Raw genomic sequence first — 22559 nt, 5'->3', positions numbered from 1 at the left:
TCCCATCACGCCCGTCCAGCAGATTTCATCGATAAGCTGCCCGGGTGCCATCGACGCAGGGCGGGCCAGGCTCCAGGCGCCCGGTCACGCTCGACGACGTCGCACGGTACGCCGGGGTCTCGCAGCCGACGGCGTCGCGGGTCCTGAACGGCAGCGCCCGCAAGGTCGCCGAGAGCTACCGCGAACGCGTCCTCGCCGCCGCGCGCCAGCTCGGCTACACGCCGAACCTGCCGGCCCAGGCGATGGCCCGCGGCACGTCGCGCACGGTCGCGCTGGTGATCAGCCTGATCTCCGACCCGTACTTCTCCGCGATGGCGGCCGAGATCATGAAGCAGGCCGAGGCGATCGGCCTGCACGTGTCGATCGCGGTCACCGAGCGGCACGCCGAGCGCGAGCTCGACCTGGTCCGCGAACTACGCGGCCAGCGACCGCGCGCGATCATCCTGGCCGGGACCGGGTCCGTCGATCCGCCGTCGGAGCAGGACCTCGTCGACGAGCTGCGCCGGTACGAGGAGACCGGCGGGCGCGTCGTACTGATCAGCCGCAGCGATCTCCCGTTCGAGACCGTCGACTTCGACAACCACGAAGGCGCCCGGTCGCTGGCCCGCGAACTGGCCGCGCTCGGTTACCGCCGCTGCCTGGTCCTCGGCAGCGCCACTCCCTTGCTCTCGATGCAGCGCCGGGTCGAAGGTTTCGTGCAAGGCCTGCTGGACGCCGGCGTCAGCGAGACGCGCGTCCACCATCCCGACTTCAGCTGGGTGGGAGCGCGCGACTTCGTGCTCTCGCTCACCGACGACGAGCTCCGCGACCTGCAACTGGTCTTCACCGTCACCGACGACATGGCGCTCGGCGCGCTCGACGGTCTGCGCGAGCGCGGCCTGCGGATCCCCGAGGACATCGGCGTCGCCGGCTTCGACGACATCAGCACCTTGCGCGACGTCGTACCGAAACTCACCACCGTGCACGTCGAGCTGAACGCCGTCGCCGAAGAAGCGATCTACCGCGCCACCACCAACGACGCGACTCTCACGCGCCGTACGGTCCCGGCGTACCCGGTCGTCCGCGCGAGCACGCCACCACTCACCCGGTGAGCGGGAGCCGGTAGGCATGTTCTTGGCCGTAGGCAACAAAGCCGAGCCGCTGCAGAATCGGCGAGCTGGTGTTGATCATGCCCTGCGAGAGCGCCCGCGTGGCGATGTCGGCCAGTACGGCGTCCGCCGGGCGTGACGATCGGACCCACTGCACCATCAGATGGCTGCCGTAGCGTTCCGGCATCCGCACCAGCCGATACTCCGGGGTCTCCACCACCTCCGCACCCAGCGGTGCCTGCCCCGCCCACGCGTCGTTCGCTGCCCCTACCCTCGCCCGCCCGAGCTCACCCATGCGGCCGGACGTTACCGGCCCTTCGGGCCAGGGGTGAGCCCCCGGTTTGAGACTTATCGGTGAGCTAGCCGCTCAGCCGGTCTTCAAAGCTTCCCCAAAGCACTTCAATCCTATGATTGAGAGACATGAGACAGGACCTTCGGGAGCTCGCGGCGCCGCCGTGCGAGCTGCTCGCGATCAGTGAACCGGCGCACCCCACCCAGGATCCTTCCTTCGGGCCGATCCGTAACGAGCTCGTCCGATCCCTTGTCGAGCGAGGGTTCCGGTCGATCGCGCTGGAGACCGACCGTGTCGCGGCGCTCGCGGTCGACGACTACGTGCGGTACGGCGTCGGCAGCCTTGACGCGGTGATGAACGTTGGGTTCTCCCACGGCTTCGGTGCGGTGGAGGCCAACAGCCAACTGGTTGGTTGGTTGCGCGACTACAACCAGGCGCGACCGGTTGAGGAACGCTTGTCCTTTCACGGCTTCGACGCGCCGACTGAGAACATCAGCGCACCCAGCCCGCGCGGGTACCTGGAGCACACTCTCGACTACCTGGCTGCCGACCGCGATCTCACCGATCTGCTGGGTGATGACGACCGCTGGAGCCGGCAGGAGGCGATCCTGGACTCGGCGGTATCGATCGGCGGCAGCCCCGAAGCTGTGCAGCTGCGGGCGATCGCCGACGATTTGCTCACCGCGCTTTACACCCGCGCGCCTGAACTGATCGCCAGTACCTCCCGCGACGCCTGGTACCGAGCGCGCATCCACGCCAACGCCGCGCTCGGACTGCTCCGCTATCACCAGCAGGCCGCCCAGCGGGTCGACGAAACCGCCCGTGTATCAGGCCTCCTGGCTGTCCGCGACACGATCATGGCGCAGAACCTGCTCGAGATCCGCAGCCTGGAGGACGACCGCGGCCCGACCTTGGTGTGCGCCCAGACTGCCCACCTGCAACGCAATCCGAGCATCCTGCAGATGGGCGGGATGACCCTGACCTGGCACTCCGCAGGCGCCATCCTCGACGCGCTCATCGGTCATCGGTACGCCGTCGTCATCAGCACCCTCGACCCCGCCGGGCTCGACCGAACCACCGCGGAGGCCGCCGACGCGATCCTGCCCGTGGTCGCCGACGCGAGTCCTCCGGGTGCCGGTGCAGAATGAGCCCATGCCAGCTCAGACCCTGACCCTGCTCCGGCCGCGCTTCGGCATCGAGCACCACGCCTGCTCGGCACCTCAGTTGCCGACCGGCGACTGGTGGGCCATGTCGCGTACCCCGGAAGGCGTCACCGTCCTGGCCGAACTGGCCGAGGACGGTGACGCTGAACCCTGGCGGGCCTTCTACAACAACGACGCCCACGACCTCGACCAGCCGGGCATGCTGGCCGCGATCGTCCAGCCGCTCGCCGCCGCGGGTCTGTCGGTCTTCGCTGCCTCCACCTACCAGGCCGACCTGGTGCTGGTCGCGGCCGGCTCGGTCGACCAGGCCGTCAAGACCCTCGAAGCGGCCGGCCACACCATCGTCTCGCTCTAGGTGGTGACCCGGGTGGCGTAGAAGGCGACCGCGGCGGACGAGGCGACGTTGAGGGAGTCGACGCCCCCGGCCATCGGGATCCGGACGGTGAGGTCGGACGACGCCAGGACGTGGGGTTTCAGCCCGTGGCCTTCGGTGCCGAAGATCAGCGCGAGCTTCGGGTCGCGGCGAGCCGCCAGCGCGTCGAGCGTGATCGAGTCGTCGGTCAGCGCGAAGGCCGCGGTGGTGAACCCGTGGGCCTCGAGCTTCTCCAGGTCGCCGGGCCAGGACTCCAGCCGGGTCCACGGGACCTGGAAGACGGTGCCCATCGAGACCTTCACCGAGCGGCGGTACAGCGGGTCGGCACAGGTCGGCGTGACGAGCACGGCGTCGACGCCCATCGCGGCGGCGGCGCGGAAGCCGGCGCCGACGTTCGTATGGTCGACGATGTCGTCGAAGATCGCGATCCGGCCCTGCTGGACGCCGTCCAGGAGAGTGTCGAGATCGGCCGGAGGCCGGCGCTTGTACGACGCGAGCGCGCCGCGGTGGACGTGGAAGCCGGTGACCTGCTCGGCCAGGTCCTCCGAGACCAGGTAGACAGGGGCCTCCGGCCACTTCTCCAGTACGTCGGCCAAGGTGTCCAGCCAGCGCGGGGCGAGCAGGAACGAGCGCGGCTCGTAGCCGGCCTCGGCAGCTCGGCGGATCACCTTGTCGCCTTCGGCGATGAAGAGGCCGTGCTCCTCCTCCAGCAGGCGCCGGAGGTTGACCTCACGCAGCTGAACGTAGTCGCCCAGGCGTGAGTCGTCGGCCTGGTCGATGTCGACGATCACTCGCACACCACCACGCGGAGAGCGTCGCCGTTCGCGCCCAGCGCGCCCAGCGCGGCGTTCGCGCCCAGCGCGGCGTTCGCGCCCAGCGCGGCGTTCGCGCCGACGGCGCCGTTCGCGGCGAGCGCGACGACCACCTGACGGCGTACTGCCGACGGCGTGCGGCTCATCGGCGGACCTGCGCGGCCACCTCGACCACGTTGCCGATGACAACGATCGCCGGGGCGCCGATACCGGCGGACCGGGCGGTGGTGGCAATGGTCGCCAGGTCGGCGGTGACGATCTCCTGCGACGGAAGGGTGCCGTCGGCAATGACCGCCGCGGGGGTCGTCGCCGGGCGGCCGTGGGCGAGCAGGGTGGCGGTGATCTTGGGCAGGTTCTCGACCGCCATCAGGAGGACGAGCGTGCCCGTGAGCTGGGCGAGCGCCGGCCAGTTGATCAGGGAGTCCGGGTGGTCCGGCGGGATGTGGCCCGAGACGACCGTGAACTCGTGGGTGATACCGCGGTGCGTGACCGGGATGCCGGCGACCGCGGGGACCGAGATCGAACTGGTGATGCCGGGGACAACCGTCCAGGTCACACCGGCTTCGGCGCAGGCGATCGCCTCCTCGAAGCCGCGGCCGAAGACGTACGGGTCTCCGCCTTTCAGCCGTACGACGAGCTTGCCGGCCTGCGCGCGGTCGACGAGGATCCGGTTGATCTCCTCCTGCTGGGCCGAACGGCCGCGCGGGAGCTTCGCGGCGTCGATCAGTTCGACCTCGGGGTGCAGCTCGTCCAGGAGCTGCTGCGGTGCGAGCCGGTCGGCGACGACCACGTCCGCCTCGGCGAGCAGCCGGCGGCCGCGGACGGTGATCAGGTCGGGGTCGCCCGGTCCGCCGCCGACGAGGTAGACGCCGGGCTGCTTGTCGAGCGAGTCGCGGGCCCCGAGTGCGCCGGTGCGGAGCTCCTCGAGGATCGCGTCGCGTACGGCGGCCGAGCGGCGGTGATCGCCTGCCCCCAGTACGCCGATGGTGACGTGGTCGTGCTGACCCGAGGCCGGCGTCCAGGCGGTCGCGCGGGAGCGGTCGTCGGAACGGACGCAGAAGATGCGCCGCTCCTCGGCCTCGGCCGACACCTGGTCGTTGACGTCGGCATCGTCGGTTGCGACGACGACGTACCAGGCGCCTTCCAGGTCGCCCGGGGTGAAGCCGCGCTCGACCCAGCGCAGGTCGGGGTTGGTGAGCAGGCCTTCGATGGTCGGGGTGATCGCGGGTGAGATGACGTCGATCTGCGCGCCGGTCTCGAGCAGGCGCGGCAGCCGGCGCTGGGCGACTCCCCCGCCGCCGACGACCACCACGCGACGGCCGGTGAGGACGAGGCCGGACAGGTACGGCGCGGGCTCGCTCACGCGTCGCCTCCCAGCACGGTCGCAGCGCCGGATGCGGGGCCGGAGCCAGCAGGAGCCGCGCCGGAGTCGGCGGGCCCGGCGACCAGGTCGTCCACCGAGCCGTCGCCCGAGGCGATGCCGGCCGACTCGAAGGTCGCCATCTCGGACAGGGCGCGGACGGCGCAGGTGAGAATGGGATAGGCCAGTACGGCGCCCGTTCCCTCCCCCAGGCGGAGGTCGAGGTCGACCAACGGCTGGAGGCCGAGCGCCTTGAGGGCGATCGCGTGACCGGGCTCAGCAGAGCGGTGCCCGGCGACGCAGTAGTCGATGGCTGACGGGTGCAGCGCCTGGGCGACGAGTGCCGCAGCGCCGGCGATGACGCCGTCGAGGACGACGGGGACCTTGTTGGCGGCCGCGCCGAGGATGTAGCCGGTGAGAGCGGCGTGCTCGAGGCCGCCGTACGCCGCCAGTACTTTCAAGGGCTCGGTGGCGGGGACCTCATGCAGAACCAGGGCGGCTTCGACGATCGCCGTCTTGTGGGCGAGGGTCGCGTCGTCGATGCCGGTGCCTCGGCCGGTGGCCTGGTCGGCGGTCGCGCCGGTGAAGGTGGCGATGAGGGCGGCGGAGGCGGTGGTGTTCGCGATGCCCATGTCGCCGGTCAGCAGGCAGCGGTAGCCGTCGAGCACGAGCTTGTCGGCCAGCTCGAAGCCGACCGCGACGGCGGCCAGCACCTCGTCGGCGGTCAGCGCCGCTTCGACGGAGAGGTCACGAGTGCCCGGGCGGACCTTGGCGTGCACGATGTCCAGCTCGTCCACGTCGGAGGCGACGCCGACGTCGACCACCCGCACGTCGACCCGGTTGTTGGAGGCGAAAGCGTTCACGGCCGCACCACCGGCGGCGAAGTTGGCGAGCATGGAGGCGGTCACCTCCTGCGGCCACGGAGACACGCCCTGAGCATGCACCCCGTGATCAGCGGCGAACACAGCCACAACAGCGGGAGCTGGAAACCCGGTCCCCGTCATTCCCGCGATGCGGATCGACAGCTCTTCCAGTACGCCGAGGGAGCCGGCCGGTTTCGTGAGCAGTTGCTGACGCTGCGTGGCGGCCGCCATCGCCTGTTCGTCGGCCGGGCCGATCCGGGCCAGGTACTCCTCCACCGCAGCTCCTCCAAGGTCGTCGTCGGGCCGTCTGGACACGGCCACCCCCGATCTTCGCATCCCCGGCGCCGCGCCCCGGCCGGAGTCCGCGTGCGGCGGCCAGTAATGTCGGAATCACCACACGCGAGATCCTGGGAGGATCATCAGATGTCGCTCGAACGGCCGGTCGCGCAGGACCCGTACGAGAAGCTCCCCACCGTGGGCTCCTTCACCGTCACCAGTACCGACTTCGCCGCCGGCGAGACCCTCGACGACGCGCAGGTCTTTGCCGGTGGCAACACGTCGCCGCAGCTCAGCTGGAGCGGGTTCCCGGCGGAGACCAAGGGCTTCGTGGTGACCTGCTACGACCCGGACGCGCCGACCCCGTCGGGGTTCTGGCACTGGATCCTGGTCAACCTGCCCGCCGACGTGACCGAGCTCCCGGCCGGCGCCGGGGCGACGCCGCGGCTGGACAACGGCGCGTTCCACGTCCGCAACGACTACAGCACGAAGAGCTTCGGCGGCGCGGCCCCGCCCGCCGGCGACCCGGCCCACCGGTACTACTTCGTCGTGCACGCGCTCGACGTGGACAAGCTGGACGTCGACGACGAGGCCAGCGCCGCGGTGGTCAGTTTCAACCTGGCCTTCCACACCCTGGCCCGCGCGATCGCGACGCCGGTCTACGCGGCTCCGGAGTAGCAGGTCCCCGGCAGCACAGCGTCCGAAGAAACGCGATGCGTCCGAAGAACCGAGCGCTATAGCCTCGGGTTCTTCGGACGCATCGCTGTTCTTCGGACGCAACGGGGGTGGCGGAGCGGGGGGCAGTCCTCAGTCCTTGATGCCCGACTGCGTCACGCCCTGGATCAGGTACCGCTGCAGGAACGCGAAGATCAGCACCAGCGGCAGGATCGAGACCGCGACCGCCATGAAGAGCTGGTGGATGTTGATCGTCTGGGCCGTCACGTACGTCGACAGCGCGACCTGGATGGTCCACGACGACGAGTCCTGCCCGATCACCAGCGGCCACAGGAACGAGTTCCAGTTGCCGATGAACGTGATCGCGGCCAGCGCGGCGAAGAACGGCAGCGAGTTGGGGACGACGATCCGCCAGAACGTCCCGAAGTAGCCGGCGCCGTCGACCCGGGCGGCCTCCTCCAGCTCGCGCGGGAAGCTCAGGAAGTACTGCCGGAACAGGAACGCCGCGAACCCGCTGAACAGCGTCGGGATGATCAGCCCGCGCAGCGAGCTGACCCAGCCCAGTGACGAGACCACGATGAAGCTCGGGATGAACGTCACCGCGCCGGGGATCATCAGCGTCGCCACGACGGCGTAGAAGACCTTGTCCGCGTGCTTGTACGGGATCCGCGCCAGGCCGTAGCCGGCCATCGATGCCAGCAGCAACTGCCCGGCCGTGCCGAGGACGCCGACGACCGCCGAGTTCCACAGGGCCCGCGCGATCGGCACGCTCTGGTCGTTGAACAGCTCGCTGATGTTGCCCCACTGCAGGTCCTTGGGGAACAGCGTCCACTCCGGCGCGGTGATGTCGGCCTCGGTCGACAGCGCGTTGCGCAGCACCAGGTAGAACGGCAGCAGGAACAGGACCACCGCGATCGCCAGCGCGATCCAGCGCAGCACGAGCGTGACCCGGCCGATCCCGCTGCGCGAGTAGCCGATCGGTTGCGGCGTACCGGAGGTGCGCTCTGCCCGTCGATTCACTGCCATCAGTCGTTCGCCTTGCCGAAGCCGAAGATCTTGTTCTGCAGCAGCGTGACGATCATGATGATCGCCGCCAGGATCAGGGCGCCGGCGCTGCCGTGGCCGAGGTCCTGGATCGTGCCGAGCGAGATCCCGTACAGGTAGACCAGCGGCGGCCGGGCGAAGTTCACGTTGCCGAGCAGGTTGTAGAACTCGTCGAAGGCCTGGTACGCCGCGATCAGGTTCAGGATCAGTACGGCGACCGCCGTCGCCCGCAGCTGCGGCAGCGTGATGAAGCGGAAGACCTGCCAGCCGGGTTTCGCGCCGTCGACGTACGCCGCCTCGTACAGCGCGGGCGAGATCCGTTGCAGCCCGGCGATGAACAGGATCATGTAGAAGCCGAGCTGCAGCCACAGCCGGACGGTGATGATCGGGATCCAGAACCACGGTGGATCGACGGTCGACAGCCACGCGATCTGGTCGATGCCGAACCAGTCGAGCACGGTGTTGGCCAGACCGAACCGGACGCCGTTGAAGATCGACAGCTTCCAGATCAGCGACGCGACGACGTACGAGCAGGCGGTCGGCAGGAAGAAGACCGAGCGGAAGAACGCGCGGGCGATCTTGACCTGGTTGACCAGCAGCGCGAGCGCCAGCGAGAGCACGAACGTCAGCGGCACGATGAACACCGCGAACAGCGAGAACGTGCCCAGGCTGGACAGGAAGTTGTGGTCGGTCAGCATGTCGGCGTAGTTGCGCAGCCCGACGAACTCGGTCGGGGTGACCGTGTTGCGCGCCTCGAAGAAGCTCAGCACCAGGCTCCACAGGATCGGCAGGTAGCTGAAGATCAGCAGGCCGATCACGAAGGGGCCGACGAACACCCAGAACCACAGGGTGTTGCCGCGGATCCCCTTCGCCGTCGTACGGGGGCTCATCCGAACAGCCGGGACAGTTCCGTCCCGACGGTCTTTTCCGCCTTACTGATCTCGGCGGCCGGGTCGGCGCCCTTGCGGATCACGTTGGTCAGCAGGTCGCCGAACGCGGTGGCCATCTTCGGGGTCCAGGCCGGGTTGTCGGTCCGGCCGTACTGCTCGTTCAGCTTCACCGTCTCCGCGGCGGCGCCGTCCTGCAGCTTGGCGGCCTTCGCGGCCAGGCTCTTGCGCGGCGGGATGTGGAAGCCGTAGTTCAGGCACCAGTCCTCCTGGTACTCCGCCTGGTCGATCCACAGCCACTTGACGAACTTCTTCGCCGCGTCGACGTTCGCACTCTTGGCCGACACGAACTGCGTCCAGCCGCCGGAGTAGACCGCCGGCGTGCCCTGCGCGTCGAGCGCCGGGAAGGCGAACACGCCGAGGTCGTCGCCGAAGGCCTTCTGCATGGCCGGCAGCGCCCACATCCCGATCCACTGCATCGCGACCAGGCCCTGGGTGAACGCGCTCGGGTCGGTCCAGTCGGTCGGTGCGCCGAGCAACGTCGACTTGCTCGCGTACAGCTCGTGCAGCTTGCCGAACGCCTGGGCCGCGCGCCCGTCGGTGAAGCCCGGCTTGTTGTCCTTGGTCAGGTAGGCGCCGCCGGAGGACCAGAGCGCCGGACCCCCGAGGGCGACGCCGCCGTCGTTGCCGACGAAGATGCCCTTGACCTTGTTCGTGGTGAGTTCCTTGGACGCGGAGATCAGGTCGTCGATCGTCTTCGGAGGCTCGATCCCGGCGCCCTGGAACAGCGACTTGCGGTAGTAGATCACCTGCGGGTCGACGATCATCCGGATCCCGTAGACCTTGCCGTCGACCGTGTTGGTGGCCAGGTCCTCCGCGCTGAAGTCGTCCTTCACACCCTCCAGCAGGTCGTCCAGCGCGACGATCTGGTTGCTCTTCACCATCCCGATGTTCAGCTGGCCCTCGAAGACGTCCGGGCCCTTGCTGGACAGCAGTCCCGACGACAGCTTCGCGGCGTAGTCGCCCGGCGTCCACTGCACGGTGACCGCGGCGTCACCGTAGGCCTTGGCGTACTTGAGCGCGGCTTCCCGCGCCCCGGTCTCGCCGTACTGGTGGTACCACTGGGCGAGCGCGGCCTTGCTGCCGCCTCCCCCGCTGTCGGCTGGTCGCCCGGTGTTGCCACCGCAGGCGGCCGTGAACGCGGCGAGGGTGGCCAGGCCACCGGTCCGCTTGAGCAGATCGCGTCGGGACAAACCAGCGTTCGGACGACCAGCGGCCATCGTCTCCACCTCCGAGAGCAGAGTCCGGAACCCAACGACCACAGCACCAGGTGAATCGTTGGAGAAGTGTTCCGACAATGGCCGAAAACGCTCTCCGGCGCAAGACCGGAGAGGTTCTCAGACGAAGCGCTCACCCTTCGTGGCCAGGCCTACCAGGAGCGACGGCGGCTCGAACCGCGGCCCGTACGCCGCCGCCAGCTCGCGCGCGCGGGCAACGAACCCGGGCAGGCCGCCGGCGTACTGGTTGACGTACTGCAGCGCACCGCCGTACAGGGGCGGGAAGCCGATGCCGAAGATCGAGCCGATGTTGGCGTCGGCCACCGAGCGCAGCACGCCCTCGTCCAGGCACTTCACGGTCTCCAGCGCCATGGCGAAGGTGAGACGTTCCTGCAGGTCGATCAGCGGGACCTCGACCGCGGGCCCGAAGTGTTCGCGGAGCCCGGGCCACAGGCGCTTCGGCCCGTCCGCCGGGTACTCGTAGAAGCCGGCCCCGGCCGCCTTGCCCTTCCGGTCGAACTCGGTGACGAGTCGATCGGCGACCGCCATCCCCGGGTGCTCGTCGAACGCGCCGGCGCTGTCCCCTGCCGCTCGCGCGGCGTCGCGGATCTTCTGCGGCAGCGTCAGCGTGACCTCGTCCAGCATCGCCAGCGGCGGTGCCGGGAAGCCCATCTGGGTCGCGGCCCGCTCGATCGTCACCGGGTCGACGCCCTCGGCAACCATCGCGGCGCCTTCCATCACCAGCGTGCCGAAGACCCGCGAGGTGAAGAAGCCGCGGCTGTCGTTGACCACGATCGGCGTCTTCTTGATCTGCCGGACCACGTCGTACGCCTTGGCCAGCGCGCGGTCCGAGGTCTTCTCCCCCACGATCAGCTCGACCAGCGGCATCCGGTCGACCGGCGAGAAGAAGTGCATGCCGATGAAGTCGGCTGCGCCTTGCCTTCGGCCCCACCCCAGCCCACCCTGCCGGGCGATCCCGTCGGCCAGCGAGGTGATCGGCAGGGTCGACGTGTTCGAGCAGAGCAGCGCGTCCGGCTCGACCACGCCGGCGATCTCGGCGAAGACCTTCTGCTTCAGCTCCTCGCTCTCGAACACCGCCTCGATCACCAGGTCGCACCCGGCCAGGTCGTTCGGGTCCGCGGTCGGCGTGATCAGGCTGAGGAACGCCTCCGCCTTCTCCGGCGTCGTCCGGCCCTTCTCCAGCTGCTTGGCCAGGAGCTTCTCGGAGTACTGCTTGCCCTTCTCGGCCGCCTCGAGCGAGATGTCCTTGAGCACGACCTCGATGCCCACTTTCGCGCAGGAGTAGGCAATCCCGGCGCCCATCATCCCGGCGCCGAGCACACCGACCTTGCGTGCCTGGTACGCCGGTACGCCGTCCGGCCGCGACGCGCCCGCGTTGATCGCCTGCAGCTCGAAGAAGAACGCGTTGATCATGTTCTTCGCGATCTGCCCGGTCGCCAGCGAGACGAACCAGCGCGACTCGATTCGGGACGCGGTCGCGAAGTCGACCTGGCTACCCTCGACGGCGGCACTCATGATCGCCCGCGGCGCCGGGTACGGCGCGCCCTTGAGCTGCTTGCGCAGGTTCGCCGGGAAGGCCGGCAGGAACGCGGCCAGCTTCGGCGAGGACGGCGTACCGCCCGGGATCTTGTAGCCGTCGCGGTCCCAGGGCTGCTTGGCGTCACCGTCGTACGCCTCGATCCAGGCACGCGCGCGGGACAGCAGCTCGTCGCGCGGGACCACCTCGTCGACGATGCCGACCGACTGCGCGTGCGCGGGCTTCATCCGCTGGCCCTGCAGCAGCACCTTCATCAGCGCGTCCTGCAGCCCGAGCATCCGGACCGTACGGGTCACGCCGCCACCACCGGGCAGCAGTCCGAGCGTCACCTCCGGGACGCCGAGCTCGATCCGGTGGTCGTCGGCAACGATCCGGTGGTGGCAGGCGAGCGCGATCTCCAGCCCGCCGCCGAGTGCCGAGCCGTTGATCGCGGCAACGACCGGGACGCCGAGCGTCTCCAGGACCCGGAGCTGGCGCTTGACCTCCTCGATCGTGTCGAACACCTCGGCCGCGTTCTCCGGCTGGATCTGCGACAGCATCTGCAGGTTGCCGCCGGCGAAGAACGTCTTCTTCGCGCTGGTGATCACCACACCCTTGAGTGAGTCGGCCGAAGCCTGCAGCCGCTCGACCGTCGCGGCCATCGCGGTCACGTAGGCGTCGTTCATCGTGTTCGCCGACGCGTCCGGGTCGTCCATCGTCAGCGTGACGATCCCGTTGTCGCTGTGCCAGGAGATCATGCCGCCAGCCTCTCGATGATGGTCGCGACGCCCATCCCGCCGCCGACGCACAGAGTGGCCAGACCGTAGCGGAGCTCGCGCCGCTCCAGCTCGTCCAGCAGGGTTCCGACCAGCATCGCGCCGGTCGCGCCGAGCGGGTGCCCGAGCGCGATCGCGCCGCCGTTCACGTTCACCTTCTCGTGCGGTACGCCGAGGTCGGCCATGAAGTGCAGCACCGCGGCGGCGAACGCCTCGTTCATCTCGAACAGGTCGATGTCGCCGACCTCGAGCCCGGCCTTGGCCAGCGCCTTGCGGGCGGCCGGCGCCGGGCCGGTCAGCATGATGGTCGGGTCGGCACCGCTGACGGCGGCCGAGACCACCCGTCCACGCGGCGCCCGGCCAAGCGCCTCGCCTGCCCTTTCGTTGCCGATGGCCACCAATGCGGCGCCGTCGACGATGCCCGAGGAGTTGCCGGCGTGGTGCACGTGCTCGATCCGCTCGACCGTGACGTACTTCTCCAGCGCGACCGCGTCGAACCCGCCGTGCTCACCGATCGCCGCGAACGACGCCGGCAGCCCGGCCAGCGTCTCGACCGTCGTACCGGGCCGGACGAGCTGGTCGTGGTCGAGGATCCGCAGGCCGTTGCGGTCGTCGACCGGGACGACCGAGCGGGTGAAGTAGCCGTTCGCCCAGGCCTTCGCGGCGCGCGCGTGCGACTCGGCGGCGTACGTGTCGACGTCGGTCCGGGAGAGGCCGTCGATCGTCGCGATCAGGTCGGCGCTGACGCCCTGCGGGATGAAGCCGGTCTGCAGCGCGGTCTCCGGGTCCATCGCCCAGGCGCCGCCGTCGGAGCCCATCGGGACGCGGGACATCGACTCGACGCCGCCGGCCAGGATGAAGTCCTCCCAGCCGGAGCGGACCCGCTGGGCGGCCTGGTTGACCGCCTCCAGACCGGACGCGCAGAAGCGGTTGAGCTGCACGCCGCCGGTGGTCTCCGGGTAACCCGCCGCCAGTACGACGGTGCGGGCGATGTCCATGCCCTGGTCGCCGATCGGAGTGACCACGCCCAGGACGACGTCGTCGATGGCGGCCGGGTCGAGCTCCGGGTGCCGGGCCCGCAGCTCGTGCAGCAGGCCGGTCACCAGCTGGACCGGTTTGACCTCGTGCAGCGCGCCGGTCGGCTTGCCCTTGCCCCGCGGCGTGCGGATCGCGTCGTACAGGAAGGCTTCACTCGTCATGGTGGTCCCGTCGGTCGAGTCGTCCTCCGATTGTGACAGTTCTGGTGTCACGATGGTCAAGAGGGGACTATGATCTCCGCCATGTCCGAAGCCGGCCCCGACGCGACGCTGACCGTCGACGAGTTGTCGGCCCGGGTCGGAATGACCGTGCGGACCCTGCGCTTCTACGCCGGGCGCGGCCTGATCCCTCCCCCGGTCCGCCGCGGCCGCGTCGGGTACTACGGTCCCGAGCACATCGCCCGCCTCGACCTGGTCCGCGAGCTGCAGGCCCACGGCTTCACGCTGTCCGCGATCGAGGGGTACCTGGAACGGATCCCGGACGACGCGTCGCCGCAGGACATCGCGCTGCACCGGACGCTGCTCACGCCCTGGATGCGCGACCTGCCCGAGACGCTCGACCGGCCGACCCTCGTACGGCGTACCGGCCGGGAGCTGACCGACGACGACATCGAGATGCTGGTCGCGCTCGGTGTGGTCGAGCCGACGCCGGACGAGGACGTGTTCCAGGTCGCGACCGCGCACCTCAGCCTCGGCGTCGAGCTGCTCGACCTCGACCTGCCGGTGGAGGCGGTGCTCGCGGCGGGGCGGATCTTCACCGACCACGGCCGCGCGATCGCCGAGGAACTGACCGAGGTGTTCCGGACGAAGGTCTGGCCGCACTACCGCGACTCGGGCGGCCCACCGGAGCACATCCAGCAGCTGGTCGAGCGGTTCAAGCCGGTCACCATCCAGGGACTCGTGCTCGCCTACGAGCGCGCGGTCGGCGAGACCCAGCGCGACACCGTACGGTCGCGGAACAAGCCACGACGCTGACGACCCGCGCACCGAGCCGGTTTCATCCGGCTCGGTGCGCCTTTGCTAACCGCGCCCGTGGCTGGCTCGGGAGCGGCGGGCGAGTGAGTCGACGCCGACCGCGAGCAGCAGCACGACCCCGGTGACGAAGAACCGGTACGACGAGTCGAGGCTGAGCAGCGTCAGGCCGCTGGAGATCGACTGGATCACCAGGATGCCGAGCACCGCGGCGAAGGCCGTGCCGCGGCCTCCGAACAGGCTCGTGCCACCGATCACAGCCGCGGCGATGGCGTTGAGGTTGACGTCGCCGCCGCCGCTGCTCTGGTTCGCGGCCGCCAGCCGGGCCGCGGCCAGGATGCCGCCGACCGCGGCGAGCGTCGTACAGAGCACGAAGGCCGAGGTGTAGACCAGGTTGACGTTGATGCCGGCGCGCCGGGCGGCCTCGACGTTGCCGCCGACGGCGTACAGGGACTTGCCCCACTTGGTCGAGGTCAGGCCGTAGTGCAGGATCAGCGCGAGCGCGACGAACAGCACGAACATCCAGCCGACACCGCGGGTGCGGTTCAGGTACCAGACCGCGAAGCCGAGGCCGGCCAGCATGAGTCCGCTGCGGACGAGCAGGTAGCGCATCGACCGTGCCGACAGGCCGGCCGTACGCCGCTTGTTCGCGTGCAGGAAACCGATGACGAACAGGGCGGCCGAGGCGGCGACCACCAGCACGTACGACAACCAGACCGGTACGAACCAGAGCTGGGCGAACTGGACCAGCGCCGAGTCGTACGGGAGGTTGACCGAGCCCGAGGTCCCGAGCGCCTTCAGCTGCAGCCCGAGAAACGACAGCAGACCGGCCAGCGTGATCACGAAGCTCGGGATGCCGACCCGGTTGTGCACCAGCGAGTAGAGCAGCCCGATGCCGATCCCGGCCGCGACCGCGGTGAGCACGGCAATCCAGACCGGCCAGCTCTCGTTGACGAACAGCACGCCCATGATCGCTGCCGAGAGCCCGCTGATCGAGCCGACCGACAGGTCGATCTGGCCGACCAGCAGCACGCAGACGATGCCGAGGGCAACGATACCGACGGGGACGCACTCCATCGTCAGGTTCACCAGGTTGGTGCTGGACAGGAAGATCGGGTTCAGCGCCTGCAGCACGGCCCAGATCACCACCAGGCCGGCCACCACCGGGATCATCCCGAGTTCGCCGGAGCGGATCCGGTCGAGCAGGCTCGCGCCGTACCCGCGCAGGCCCGGCCGTTGCCGGAGGCGCTCGTCGCTCAGATCCATCGCCGTCATCCCTGGGCTCCTTCCTCGACGCGCGCGGCGCGTTGCGTCACGACGTTGTCGGAGGCACCGGTGATCGCGGCCACCAGCTCCTCCGACGAGGTGGTACGGGCGTCGAACACACCATTCGGCCGGCCGAGCCGCAGGACGGCGACCTGGTCGGCGACGGCCCGTACGTCGGCCATGTTGTGGCTGATCATCACGACGCCGTGCCCGTTCTCCCGCAGCCGCTCGATCAGGTTCAGCACCTCGGTGGTCTGCGCGACGCCGAGCGCGGCGGTCGGCTCGTCGAGCACGACCACCTTCGGGTCGCCGAGCAACGACCGCGCGATCGCGACCGTCTGCCGCTGCCCGCCGGACAGCGACGCGACCGGGATCCGGACCGCCGGGAGCTTGGCCGACAACTGCCGGAGCAACTCCCAGGAGCGGACCTCCATCGCGACGTCGTCCAGCCGGTACGGACCGAGCTCGCGGCCGAGGAAGAGGTTCTCGACGACGCTCAGGTTCTCGCACAGCGCGAGGTCCTGGAAGACGGTCGCGATGCCGAGCTTGTGCGCGGCCGCCGGGCCGTTGATCGTGACTTCCCGGCCCTCGAAACCGATCGTGCCGGCGTCCGGGGCGTGCACGCCGGACAGCACCTTGACCAGCGTCGACTTGCCGGCGCCGTTGTCCCCGACGATCGCGACCACCTGACCGGCGTCGACGCTCAGGTCGACGTCGGTCAGCGCGGCGACGGCGCCGAAGTTCTTGCTGATCCCCCGGAGTTCGAGGACCGCCATCACTTGATCCCGAGCTTGTCGCAGGCCGCCTTGTACTCCGCCGTGCAGACGTCGGCGACCTTCAGCGCGAAATCCGGTGTCGCCAGTACCTCGGCGACGTTCTTCTGGGTGACGACAGTCGGGGTGAACAGCTCCGACGGGGTGTCGAACAGCGTCGTCTTGCCGGCCGGCTTGTTGCCCTGGGCAAACTCGTGGGCGACCACCGCGGCGGCGTCGGCGACGATCTTGATCGGCTTGGAGATGGTGTTGAACTGGTCGCCGGCGATCACCCGCTGGATCGCGGCCAGCTCGGCGTCGTTCCCGGTCACCGGCGGGACCTTCGTACCGGCTGCCTTGAACGCGGCGATCGACGCGCCGCCGGTGCCGTCGTTGGCCGCGACCACGCCGGCGATCTGGTTCGGGAACCGGGTGATCTGGCCGCCGACCCACTCCTGCGCCTTCGGCGGCTGCCAGCCCGGCGTGTCGAACTCGGCCAGCAGCTTGAACCCGCTCGGGTCGACCGCGCTGTGGATGCCCTTCTTGATCAGCCCGGCCGCGGCGTCGGTCGGCGAGCCGTTGACCTGCAGGATGCCGCCGGTCGCCTTGGCCGCCTTCAGCTCGTCGACCAGCGACTGGGCGATCAGTTGCCCGATCTTCTCGTTGTCGAACGAGACGTAGTAGTCGGCCTTCTTGTCCGGGATCGGCCGGTCGTAGGCGATCACCGGGATGCTCTGGGCCTGGGCCGCCTGCACGATCGAGGCCGCCGCGGCGGAGTCGACCGGGTCGATCACGATCGCCTTCACGCCCTGGGCGAGCATCGAGTTCGCCTGCTGCTGCTGCTTGGCCGGGTCGGCGCCGGCGTTCTGGTACAGCACCTCGCAGCCGCCGCACAGCTCCTTCATCTTCGCCTTGAACAGCGGAGCGTCGTACTGCTCGTACCGGGTCGAGGCGATGTCGGGCATCAGGAACGCGATCTTGGCATCCCCACCGCCGCCTCCGCCGCCGGCCTCGTTGTCCGCGCCGCAGGCCACGGTTGTCGTCACGAGCAGCGCTACCGCCGCCATCGCCCGGAGCCTCATCCGGCCCACCTCTCGCTCGATGATGTTAATTTCCCATGCTTTAACGTTACGAACACAAGCGCACGCGTGATGCGCCTGTCAAGCACGCCGACAGCACGAAGCGGCCCGAACGACCTGGTCAGGTCGCTCGGGCCGCTCGGGTACGGCGGGTCAGGGAGTGGTGGGCAGCCTCAGGTAGGTGAGTCCGCGCAGGTCGAGGTAGGTGTCGGTCGGCGTACTGACGACCCGCAGCAGTACCCCGTCGCACCCGGCGCAGCGAGCGACCATGCCCGGCGCGTCCACGTAGACGCGGGTCTCGGCGAAGACTCCGGTCTGGCCGCAGCCGGCGCAGCGGCCGATCGCGGCGGTGATGTCGACGGCGAACACCTCGCTGAGCGCACCCGCCGCCGCGTTACCGTCCAGGTACGTCGGGACATCGGCGGTCATCGCGGTCCTCCTGTCGGTCCGAAACGTTCGGTTCGCACCCGGGCCGGGTCGTGGCCGGCGGCAACGAGCAGGTCGGCGACCGTCTCCACGAACGGTGTCGGGCCGCAGACGTAGCTGGTCAGGTCGTCGGCCGGCGCGAACGACTTCGCCGCCAGCAGCTCGGCGTCGACGCGGCCGACGCGGGGTTCGCCGGGTGGCGCTTCGCGGGTGTAGACGAAGGTCAGGTCGACGTCGTCGGACATGGCCAGCTTCTTCAGGTCCGCCGCGTAGATGACCGACGCCGGCCGTCGTACGGAGTAGAGCAGCCGCGCGGGCGCCGTACTGGTCGCGTGCGCGTGCTCGCGCAGCATCGCCATCAGCGGTACGACGCCGGAGCCGCCGCCGATCAGCTGGATCGACCCGGTCGTCTCCGGCCGCCAGACGAACCAGCCGCCGACCGGGCCGCGCACCTCGAGCGGATCACCGACCTTGAGGACCTCCACCAGGTACGGCGAGACCTCACCGTCGGGAACCTGCTCGACAGTCAGCTCGATCGTGGAACCGGTCCACGCCGAGGCGATCGAGTACGAGCGCGAGGCGCGATACCCGTCCGGCGCCGTGAGCCGGACGTCCAGGTGCTGCCCGGCCACGTGCCCGGGCCAGTCGGGCAGGTCGAGCACGATCGTCCGGGCGGTCGCGGTCTCCTCGCGCACCTCCGTGACCGTGCCGGCCTGCCAGGTCAGTCGCCGGCGTACCGCTGTTCTTTCCATGGGTCTCCGTACTCGTGGTAGCCCGCGGTCTCCCAGAACCCGAGGTCGTCGGTGTCGGAGAGCACCAGGCCGCGGACCCACTTGGCGCTCTTCCAGAAGTACAGGTGCGGCACCAGCAAGCGGGCCGGACCACCGTGCTCGGCCCCGAGCGCATCGCCCTCGAACTCGTACGCGATCCAGGCCTGCCCGTCGAGCAGGTCGTCCAGCGGCAGGTTCGTGGTGTAGCCGCCGTAGCTGTGCGCCATCACGAAGTCCGCGCTCGTCTCGACGTCGGCGAACAGCGTGTCGAGCGAGACGCCCTTCCACTCCGACTGCAGCTTCGACCAGCGCGTCACGCAGTGGATGTCCCGCGTGACCTCCTCGGCCGGTAGCTTCAGGAACGACTGCCAGTCCCACTTGTGCACCTCACCGCTCTCGGTGGCGATGCTGAACTCCCAGTGCTCCGGCTGGATGTGCGGCGTGGGCCCGGCCGACAGCACCGGGAAGTCCCGCGTCAGGTACTGCCCCGGAGGCAGCTCCGACCCGCTCCGCCGCCGCCCGGTGAACCCCGGCGACACGATTCCCATCAGCGCGACCTCCCTCGCTCCGGACCTCTCCTCCGCAGTCTGGCACGAACCGGCCCGGAGATCGCGGTGTCGCTCAGATTCCCATCGTGCGCCCGATGATCTCCTTCATGATCTCGGTGGTGCCGCCGTAGATGGTCTGGACGCGGGCGTCGAGGTAGGCCTTGGCGATCGGGTACTCGGTCATGAAGCCGTAGCCGCCGTACAGCTGCAGGCAGCGGTCGACGACCTTCTTCTGCAGCTCGGTGGTCCACCACTTGGCCATCGCGGCCTCGCTGACCGTGAGCGTGCCGGCGGCCAGCTCCTCGATGCAGCGGTCGACGAAGACGCGGGCGATCTGGGTCTCGGTGGCCAGCTCGGCCAGGACGAAGCGGCTGTTCTGGAAGGAGCCGATCGGACGGCCGAACGCGGTGCGTTCCTTCACGTACGCCAGCGTCGACTCGAGGACGTTCTCGCAGGCGGCCGCGGCGACGACGGCGATCGTGAGGCGTTCCTGCGGCAGCTTCTCCATCAGGTGGACGAAGCCCTGACCCTCCTGGCCGAGCAGGTTGCTCGCCGGGACGCGGACGTCGTCGAAGAACAGCTCGGCGGTGTCCTGCGCCTTGAGGCCGATCTTGTCCAGGTTCCGGCCGCGCTCGAAGCCCGGCGTACCGCGCTCGACGACGAGCAGCGAGATGCCCTGGTAGCCCGCCTCGGGATCGGTCTTGGCGACCACGATCACCAGGTCGGCCAGGATGCCGTTCGAGATGAACGTCTTCTGCCCGTTGATCACGTACTCGTCGCCGTCGCGGACGGCCGTCGTACGGATGCCCTGGAGGTCGCTGCCCGCGCCGGGCTCGGTCATCGCGATCGCGGTGATCGTCTCGCCGCTGCAGAACCCCGGCAGCCAGCGCGCCTTCTGCTCGTCGGTCGCGTAGTCCAGCAGGTACGCCGAGTTGATGTCGGTGTGGATACCGAACCCGACCCCGCTCGCCCGCGCCCGGGTCAGCTCCTCGATCAGCACCGCGTTGAAACGGAAGTCGCGCACGCCTCCCCCGCCGTACTGGTCGGGCATCATGAACCCCAGCAGGCCCGCGCGGCCGGCCGCCGTCCACAGCTCGCGCGGGACGATGCCGGCCTCCTCCCAGGCGTCGTGGTGCGGCACGATCTCCTTGTCGCAGAAGGCGCGCGCGGTCTCGCGGAAGGCGTCGTGGTCGGCGTCGAACAGGTGGCGTTCCATGGGCGGTCTCCTCAGTCCTGTACGGCGGCGCCGGAGCGGAGCAGCTCGTCCACGCCTTCGACACCCCACTCGGTCAGGGCCGCACGGGTGTGCTGCCCCGGCTTGCTCGGTGGCTCGCCGAGGCTGGTCGGCGTACGGGAGAATCTCGGTGCGGGAGCGGCCTGGCGTACGCCGTGGTGGTCGACGAAGACGCCGCGCGCGGCGAGGTGCGGGTGCTCACCGGCCAGTGGGAGAACCGGCGCGACACACGCGTCGGTGCCGTCGAAGATCTCGGTCCACTCGGCCTGCGTCTTGTCCGCGAACGCGGTGGTCAGCTGGTCGCGCAGCTCGGGCCAGGTCGCCACGTCGTACCGGTCGGGCGGGGTGATGCCGAGCAGGCGAATCAGCTCGTCGTAGAACTTGGGCTCGATCGCGCCGACGCCCATGTGCTTGCCGTCGGAGGTCTCGTACACGTCGTAGAACGGCGCGCCGGTGTCGAGCAGGTTGGTGCCGCGTTCCTGCTTCCACGCGCCGCTCGCCAGCGCGCCGAGCAGCATCGTGGTCAGGTGCGCCGAGCCGTCCACGATCGCCGCGTCGACCACCTGCCCGTGGCCGCTGGCGCGTGCCTCGGTGAGAGCGGCCAGTACGCCGATCACCAGGTAGAGCGATCCCCCGGCGAAGTCGCCGAGCAGATTGGCCGGGATCTGCGGCGGCCCGCCCGCACGCCCGATCGCGTGCAGCGCACCCGACAGCCCGAGGTAGTCGATGTCGTGCCCCGCCGACTGCGCCAGCGGACCGTCCTGCCCCCAGCCAGTCATCCGCCCGTACACCAGGCGCTCGTTGACCGCCCGGCAGTCCTCCGGCCCGAGCCCCAGCCGCTCAGCCACTCCCGGCCGGAAGCCTTCGACGAGCACGTCGGCCCCAGCGACCAGCTGCAGCACGGCTTTGACTGCCTCAGGCCGCTTCAGATCCAGCGCAACACTCCGCCGTCCCCGATTCACCAGCTCGTACTCCGGCGCTCCCATCGCCAGCCCGCCACCCGGCCGCTCGACCCTCAGGACGTCCGCGCCCAGCTCGGCCAGCAGCATGCACCCGAACGGCGCCGGCCCGATCCCCGCCAGCTCGACAACCTTGACCCCGCGCAGTGGACCCATGGCCCTATTGTGACAGTCCTACTGTCACAGTCGTCAAGCAACCGTCAGCTGCCGCTCGACCGTGCGGAGCTTGGCGGGGTTCATCGCCAGGTCGAGGGTGGCGATGCGGTCGGCGGTGAAGGTGATGAAGCAGACCGCGCGGACGCCGGTCGGGTCGGAGGCGAGCATGACCGGTTCGCCGTTGGCCTCGGCGAAGATGAACTCGACGTCGGTGCCGAACTTCGTCAGCGAGCCGAGCAGGTAGCGGGCGACGCGGTCGGCGCCGACGACCGGGTTGCGGGCCGCGGTGACGACACCGCCGCCGTCCGAGCGGGAGACCACGTCGGCGGCCAGCAGTTCGGTCAGGCCTTCCAGGTCGCCTCGATGGGCGGCGGCGAGGAAGCGGTTGACGAGGGTCTGCCAGTGCTTGGGGTCGACGGGCTGGCTGCGGGTGTCCTCACCGGCGACGTGTTTGCGGGCCCGGGCGTGGAGCTGGCGGGCGTTGACCTCGGTGGTGCCGATCAGTTCGGCGACCTCGCGGTGCGAGTAGCCGAAGGCCTCCCGCAGCACGTACGCCGCTCGCTCGGGCGGGGTGAGCCGTTCGAGCACGGTCAGCAGCGCGTACGAGACCTCTTCCCGCTCGGCGACCACCTCCAACGGACCGGGGCGGCTGGTCAGCACCGGTTCGGGCAGCCACTCGCCGATGTAGGTCTCGCGCCGGGCACGGGCCGAGGTGAGCTGGTTGAGGCAGAGGTTCGTGACGGTCGTCACCAGGAAGCCGGTCGGGTTGGCGACCGTCGCGTGGTCGACGCCCTGCCAACGCAGCCAGGCGTCCTGCAGCACTTCCTCGGCATCGGTCACCGTGCCGAGCATCCGGTACGCGATCCCGAACATCCGGCCGCGCTGCTGCTCGAAGACCTCGTCGCTCACCCGGCCATCTTCGCAGCCGCCACCCGCG

24 protein-coding genes are annotated in these 22559 nt (G+C 69.8%); 5 read left to right on the top strand and 19 right to left on the bottom strand.

Features of this window, described 5'->3' with window-relative positions; all coding sequences use genetic code 11:
- Positions 1-44: 44 nt before the first annotated feature.
- Positions 45-1091: a LacI family DNA-binding transcriptional regulator gene (locus ACLQ2O_RS25210; RefSeq protein WP_425835532.1), complete on the top strand. Its 1047-nt coding sequence runs from the start codon at positions 45-47 to the stop codon at positions 1089-1091.
- On the opposite strand, the gene ACLQ2O_RS25205 is transcribed toward ACLQ2O_RS25210, so the two are convergent.
- Positions 1081-1383 carry a hypothetical protein gene (locus tag ACLQ2O_RS25205; RefSeq protein ID WP_425835530.1) on the bottom strand — a complete coding sequence of 101 codons (303 nt, stop codon included), beginning with the start codon at positions 1381-1383 and terminating at the stop codon, positions 1081-1083. The two genes, ACLQ2O_RS25210 and ACLQ2O_RS25205, sit on opposite strands and share 11 nt — an antisense overlap.
- A gap of 125 nt (positions 1384-1508) precedes the next feature.
- Between ACLQ2O_RS25205 and ACLQ2O_RS25200 the strand changes: the two genes are divergently transcribed.
- The gene (locus ACLQ2O_RS25200) at positions 1509-2528 is read left to right on the top strand and encodes an erythromycin esterase family protein (protein ID WP_425835528.1); all 1020 of its coding nucleotides are present in this window, start codon (positions 1509-1511) and stop codon (positions 2526-2528) included.
- A gap of 4 nt (positions 2529-2532) precedes the next feature.
- Positions 2533-2898: an ACT domain-containing protein gene (locus tag ACLQ2O_RS25195; protein ID WP_425835526.1), complete on the top strand. Its 366-nt coding sequence runs from the start codon at positions 2533-2535 to the stop codon at positions 2896-2898.
- On the opposite strand, the gene ACLQ2O_RS25190 is transcribed toward ACLQ2O_RS25195, so the two are convergent.
- The 4 genes from ACLQ2O_RS25190 to cobT are packed head-to-tail and all read right to left on the bottom strand — an operon-like array spanning position 2895 to position 6227.
- A complete protein-coding gene (locus ACLQ2O_RS25190; RefSeq protein WP_425835524.1) occupies positions 2895-3713 on the bottom strand; it encodes a TrmH family RNA methyltransferase in 819 nt (272 codons plus the stop codon). The genes ACLQ2O_RS25195 and ACLQ2O_RS25190 overlap by 4 nt on opposite strands.
- Positions 3704-3874, bottom strand: coding sequence for a hypothetical protein (locus ACLQ2O_RS25185; RefSeq protein ID WP_425835522.1), 171 nt, complete (start codon positions 3872-3874; stop codon positions 3704-3706). Before ACLQ2O_RS25185 ends, ACLQ2O_RS25190 begins: the two co-directional genes overlap by 10 nt.
- Complete coding sequence (cobA, locus tag ACLQ2O_RS25180) at positions 3871-5091, bottom strand: uroporphyrinogen-III C-methyltransferase (protein ID WP_425835520.1); 1221 nt, start codon at positions 5089-5091, stop codon at positions 3871-3873. Before cobA ends, ACLQ2O_RS25185 begins: the two co-directional genes overlap by 4 nt.
- Complete coding sequence (cobT, locus tag ACLQ2O_RS25175) at positions 5088-6227, bottom strand: nicotinate-nucleotide--dimethylbenzimidazole phosphoribosyltransferase (RefSeq protein WP_425835518.1); 1140 nt, start codon at positions 6225-6227, stop codon at positions 5088-5090. Before cobT ends, cobA begins: the two co-directional genes overlap by 4 nt.
- Before the next feature lie 147 nt (positions 6228-6374).
- Here cobT and ACLQ2O_RS25170 point away from each other — a divergent pair, with 147 nt between their 5' ends.
- Complete coding sequence (locus ACLQ2O_RS25170; RefSeq protein WP_425835516.1) at positions 6375-6905, top strand: YbhB/YbcL family Raf kinase inhibitor-like protein; 531 nt, start codon at positions 6375-6377, stop codon at positions 6903-6905.
- 129 nt (positions 6906-7034) lie between these two features.
- Here ACLQ2O_RS25170 and ACLQ2O_RS25165 read toward each other — a convergent pair whose 3' ends face one another.
- From ACLQ2O_RS25165 to ACLQ2O_RS25145, 5 genes are all read right to left on the bottom strand, one after another.
- Positions 7035-7928 (bottom strand): carbohydrate ABC transporter permease, encoded by an 894-nt coding sequence (locus ACLQ2O_RS25165; protein WP_425835514.1) that lies wholly within the window; start codon positions 7926-7928, stop codon positions 7035-7037.
- Entirely contained in the window at positions 7928-8836 is a 909-nt protein-coding gene (locus tag ACLQ2O_RS25160) for a carbohydrate ABC transporter permease (protein WP_425835512.1), read from the bottom strand. Before ACLQ2O_RS25160 ends, ACLQ2O_RS25165 begins: the two co-directional genes overlap by 1 nt.
- Entirely contained in the window at positions 8833-10113 is a 1281-nt protein-coding gene (locus ACLQ2O_RS25155) for an ABC transporter substrate-binding protein (protein ID WP_425835510.1), read from the bottom strand. Before ACLQ2O_RS25155 ends, ACLQ2O_RS25160 begins: the two co-directional genes overlap by 4 nt.
- A gap of 117 nt (positions 10114-10230) precedes the next feature.
- Positions 10231-12405: a 3-hydroxyacyl-CoA dehydrogenase NAD-binding domain-containing protein gene (locus ACLQ2O_RS25150; RefSeq protein WP_425835508.1), complete on the bottom strand. Its 2175-nt coding sequence runs from the start codon at positions 12403-12405 to the stop codon at positions 10231-10233.
- Entirely contained in the window at positions 12402-13622 is a 1221-nt protein-coding gene (locus ACLQ2O_RS25145) for an acetyl-CoA C-acetyltransferase (protein WP_425835506.1), read from the bottom strand. The genes ACLQ2O_RS25150 and ACLQ2O_RS25145 overlap by 4 nt, the downstream gene beginning before the upstream one ends.
- An 81-nt stretch (positions 13623-13703) precedes the next feature.
- Here ACLQ2O_RS25145 and ACLQ2O_RS25140 point away from each other — a divergent pair, with 81 nt between their 5' ends.
- Positions 13704-14435 (top strand): MerR family transcriptional regulator, encoded by a 732-nt coding sequence (locus tag ACLQ2O_RS25140; RefSeq protein ID WP_425835504.1) that lies wholly within the window; start codon positions 13704-13706, stop codon positions 14433-14435.
- Positions 14436-14480: 45 nt separating this feature from the next.
- Here the strand turns inward: ACLQ2O_RS25140 and ACLQ2O_RS25135 are convergent, their stop codons facing one another.
- The 9 genes from ACLQ2O_RS25135 to ACLQ2O_RS25095 all read right to left on the bottom strand — a co-directional run bounded on the left by ACLQ2O_RS25135 (position 14481) and on the right by ACLQ2O_RS25095 (position 22531).
- Complete coding sequence (locus tag ACLQ2O_RS25135; RefSeq protein WP_425835502.1) at positions 14481-15707, bottom strand: sugar ABC transporter permease; 1227 nt, start codon at positions 15705-15707, stop codon at positions 14481-14483.
- The gene (locus ACLQ2O_RS25130; RefSeq protein WP_425835500.1) at positions 15704-16474 is read right to left on the bottom strand and encodes an ATP-binding cassette domain-containing protein; all 771 of its coding nucleotides are present in this window, start codon (positions 16472-16474) and stop codon (positions 15704-15706) included. Before ACLQ2O_RS25130 ends, ACLQ2O_RS25135 begins: the two co-directional genes overlap by 4 nt.
- Positions 16474-17532, bottom strand: coding sequence for a substrate-binding domain-containing protein (locus ACLQ2O_RS25125; protein ID WP_425835498.1), 1059 nt, complete (start codon positions 17530-17532; stop codon positions 16474-16476). Before ACLQ2O_RS25125 ends, ACLQ2O_RS25130 begins: the two co-directional genes overlap by 1 nt.
- Positions 17533-17682: 150 nt before the next feature.
- Complete coding sequence (locus tag ACLQ2O_RS25120) at positions 17683-17958, bottom strand: DUF6510 family protein (RefSeq protein ID WP_425835496.1); 276 nt, start codon at positions 17956-17958, stop codon at positions 17683-17685.
- Positions 17955-18707 (bottom strand): ferredoxin reductase, encoded by a 753-nt coding sequence (locus ACLQ2O_RS25115; protein ID WP_425835494.1) that lies wholly within the window; start codon positions 18705-18707, stop codon positions 17955-17957. The genes ACLQ2O_RS25120 and ACLQ2O_RS25115 overlap by 4 nt, the downstream gene beginning before the upstream one ends.
- Complete coding sequence (locus tag ACLQ2O_RS25110) at positions 18677-19273, bottom strand: sulfite oxidase-like oxidoreductase (RefSeq protein WP_425835492.1); 597 nt, start codon at positions 19271-19273, stop codon at positions 18677-18679. Before ACLQ2O_RS25110 ends, ACLQ2O_RS25115 begins: the two co-directional genes overlap by 31 nt.
- A gap of 73 nt (positions 19274-19346) precedes the next feature.
- Complete coding sequence (locus tag ACLQ2O_RS25105; protein ID WP_425835490.1) at positions 19347-20489, bottom strand: acyl-CoA dehydrogenase family protein; 1143 nt, start codon at positions 20487-20489, stop codon at positions 19347-19349.
- Between the two features lie 11 nt (positions 20490-20500).
- On the bottom strand, positions 20501-21622 hold the full coding sequence (locus tag ACLQ2O_RS25100) for a CaiB/BaiF CoA transferase family protein (RefSeq protein ID WP_425835488.1): 1122 nt from the start codon (positions 21620-21622) through the stop codon (positions 20501-20503).
- 33 nt (positions 21623-21655) lie between these two features.
- Positions 21656-22531: an RNA polymerase sigma-70 factor gene (locus tag ACLQ2O_RS25095; RefSeq protein ID WP_425835486.1), complete on the bottom strand. Its 876-nt coding sequence runs from the start codon at positions 22529-22531 to the stop codon at positions 21656-21658.
- Positions 22532-22559 lie beyond the last annotated feature (28 nt).

It is taken from the genome of Kribbella sp. DT2, from assembly GCF_049844575.1.
Taxonomy (GTDB): Bacteria; Actinomycetota; Actinomycetes; order Propionibacteriales; family Kribbellaceae; genus Kribbella.
The sequence above is the reverse complement of the archived record's forward strand: the minus strand, read 5'-3'. Positions and strand labels throughout refer to the sequence as shown.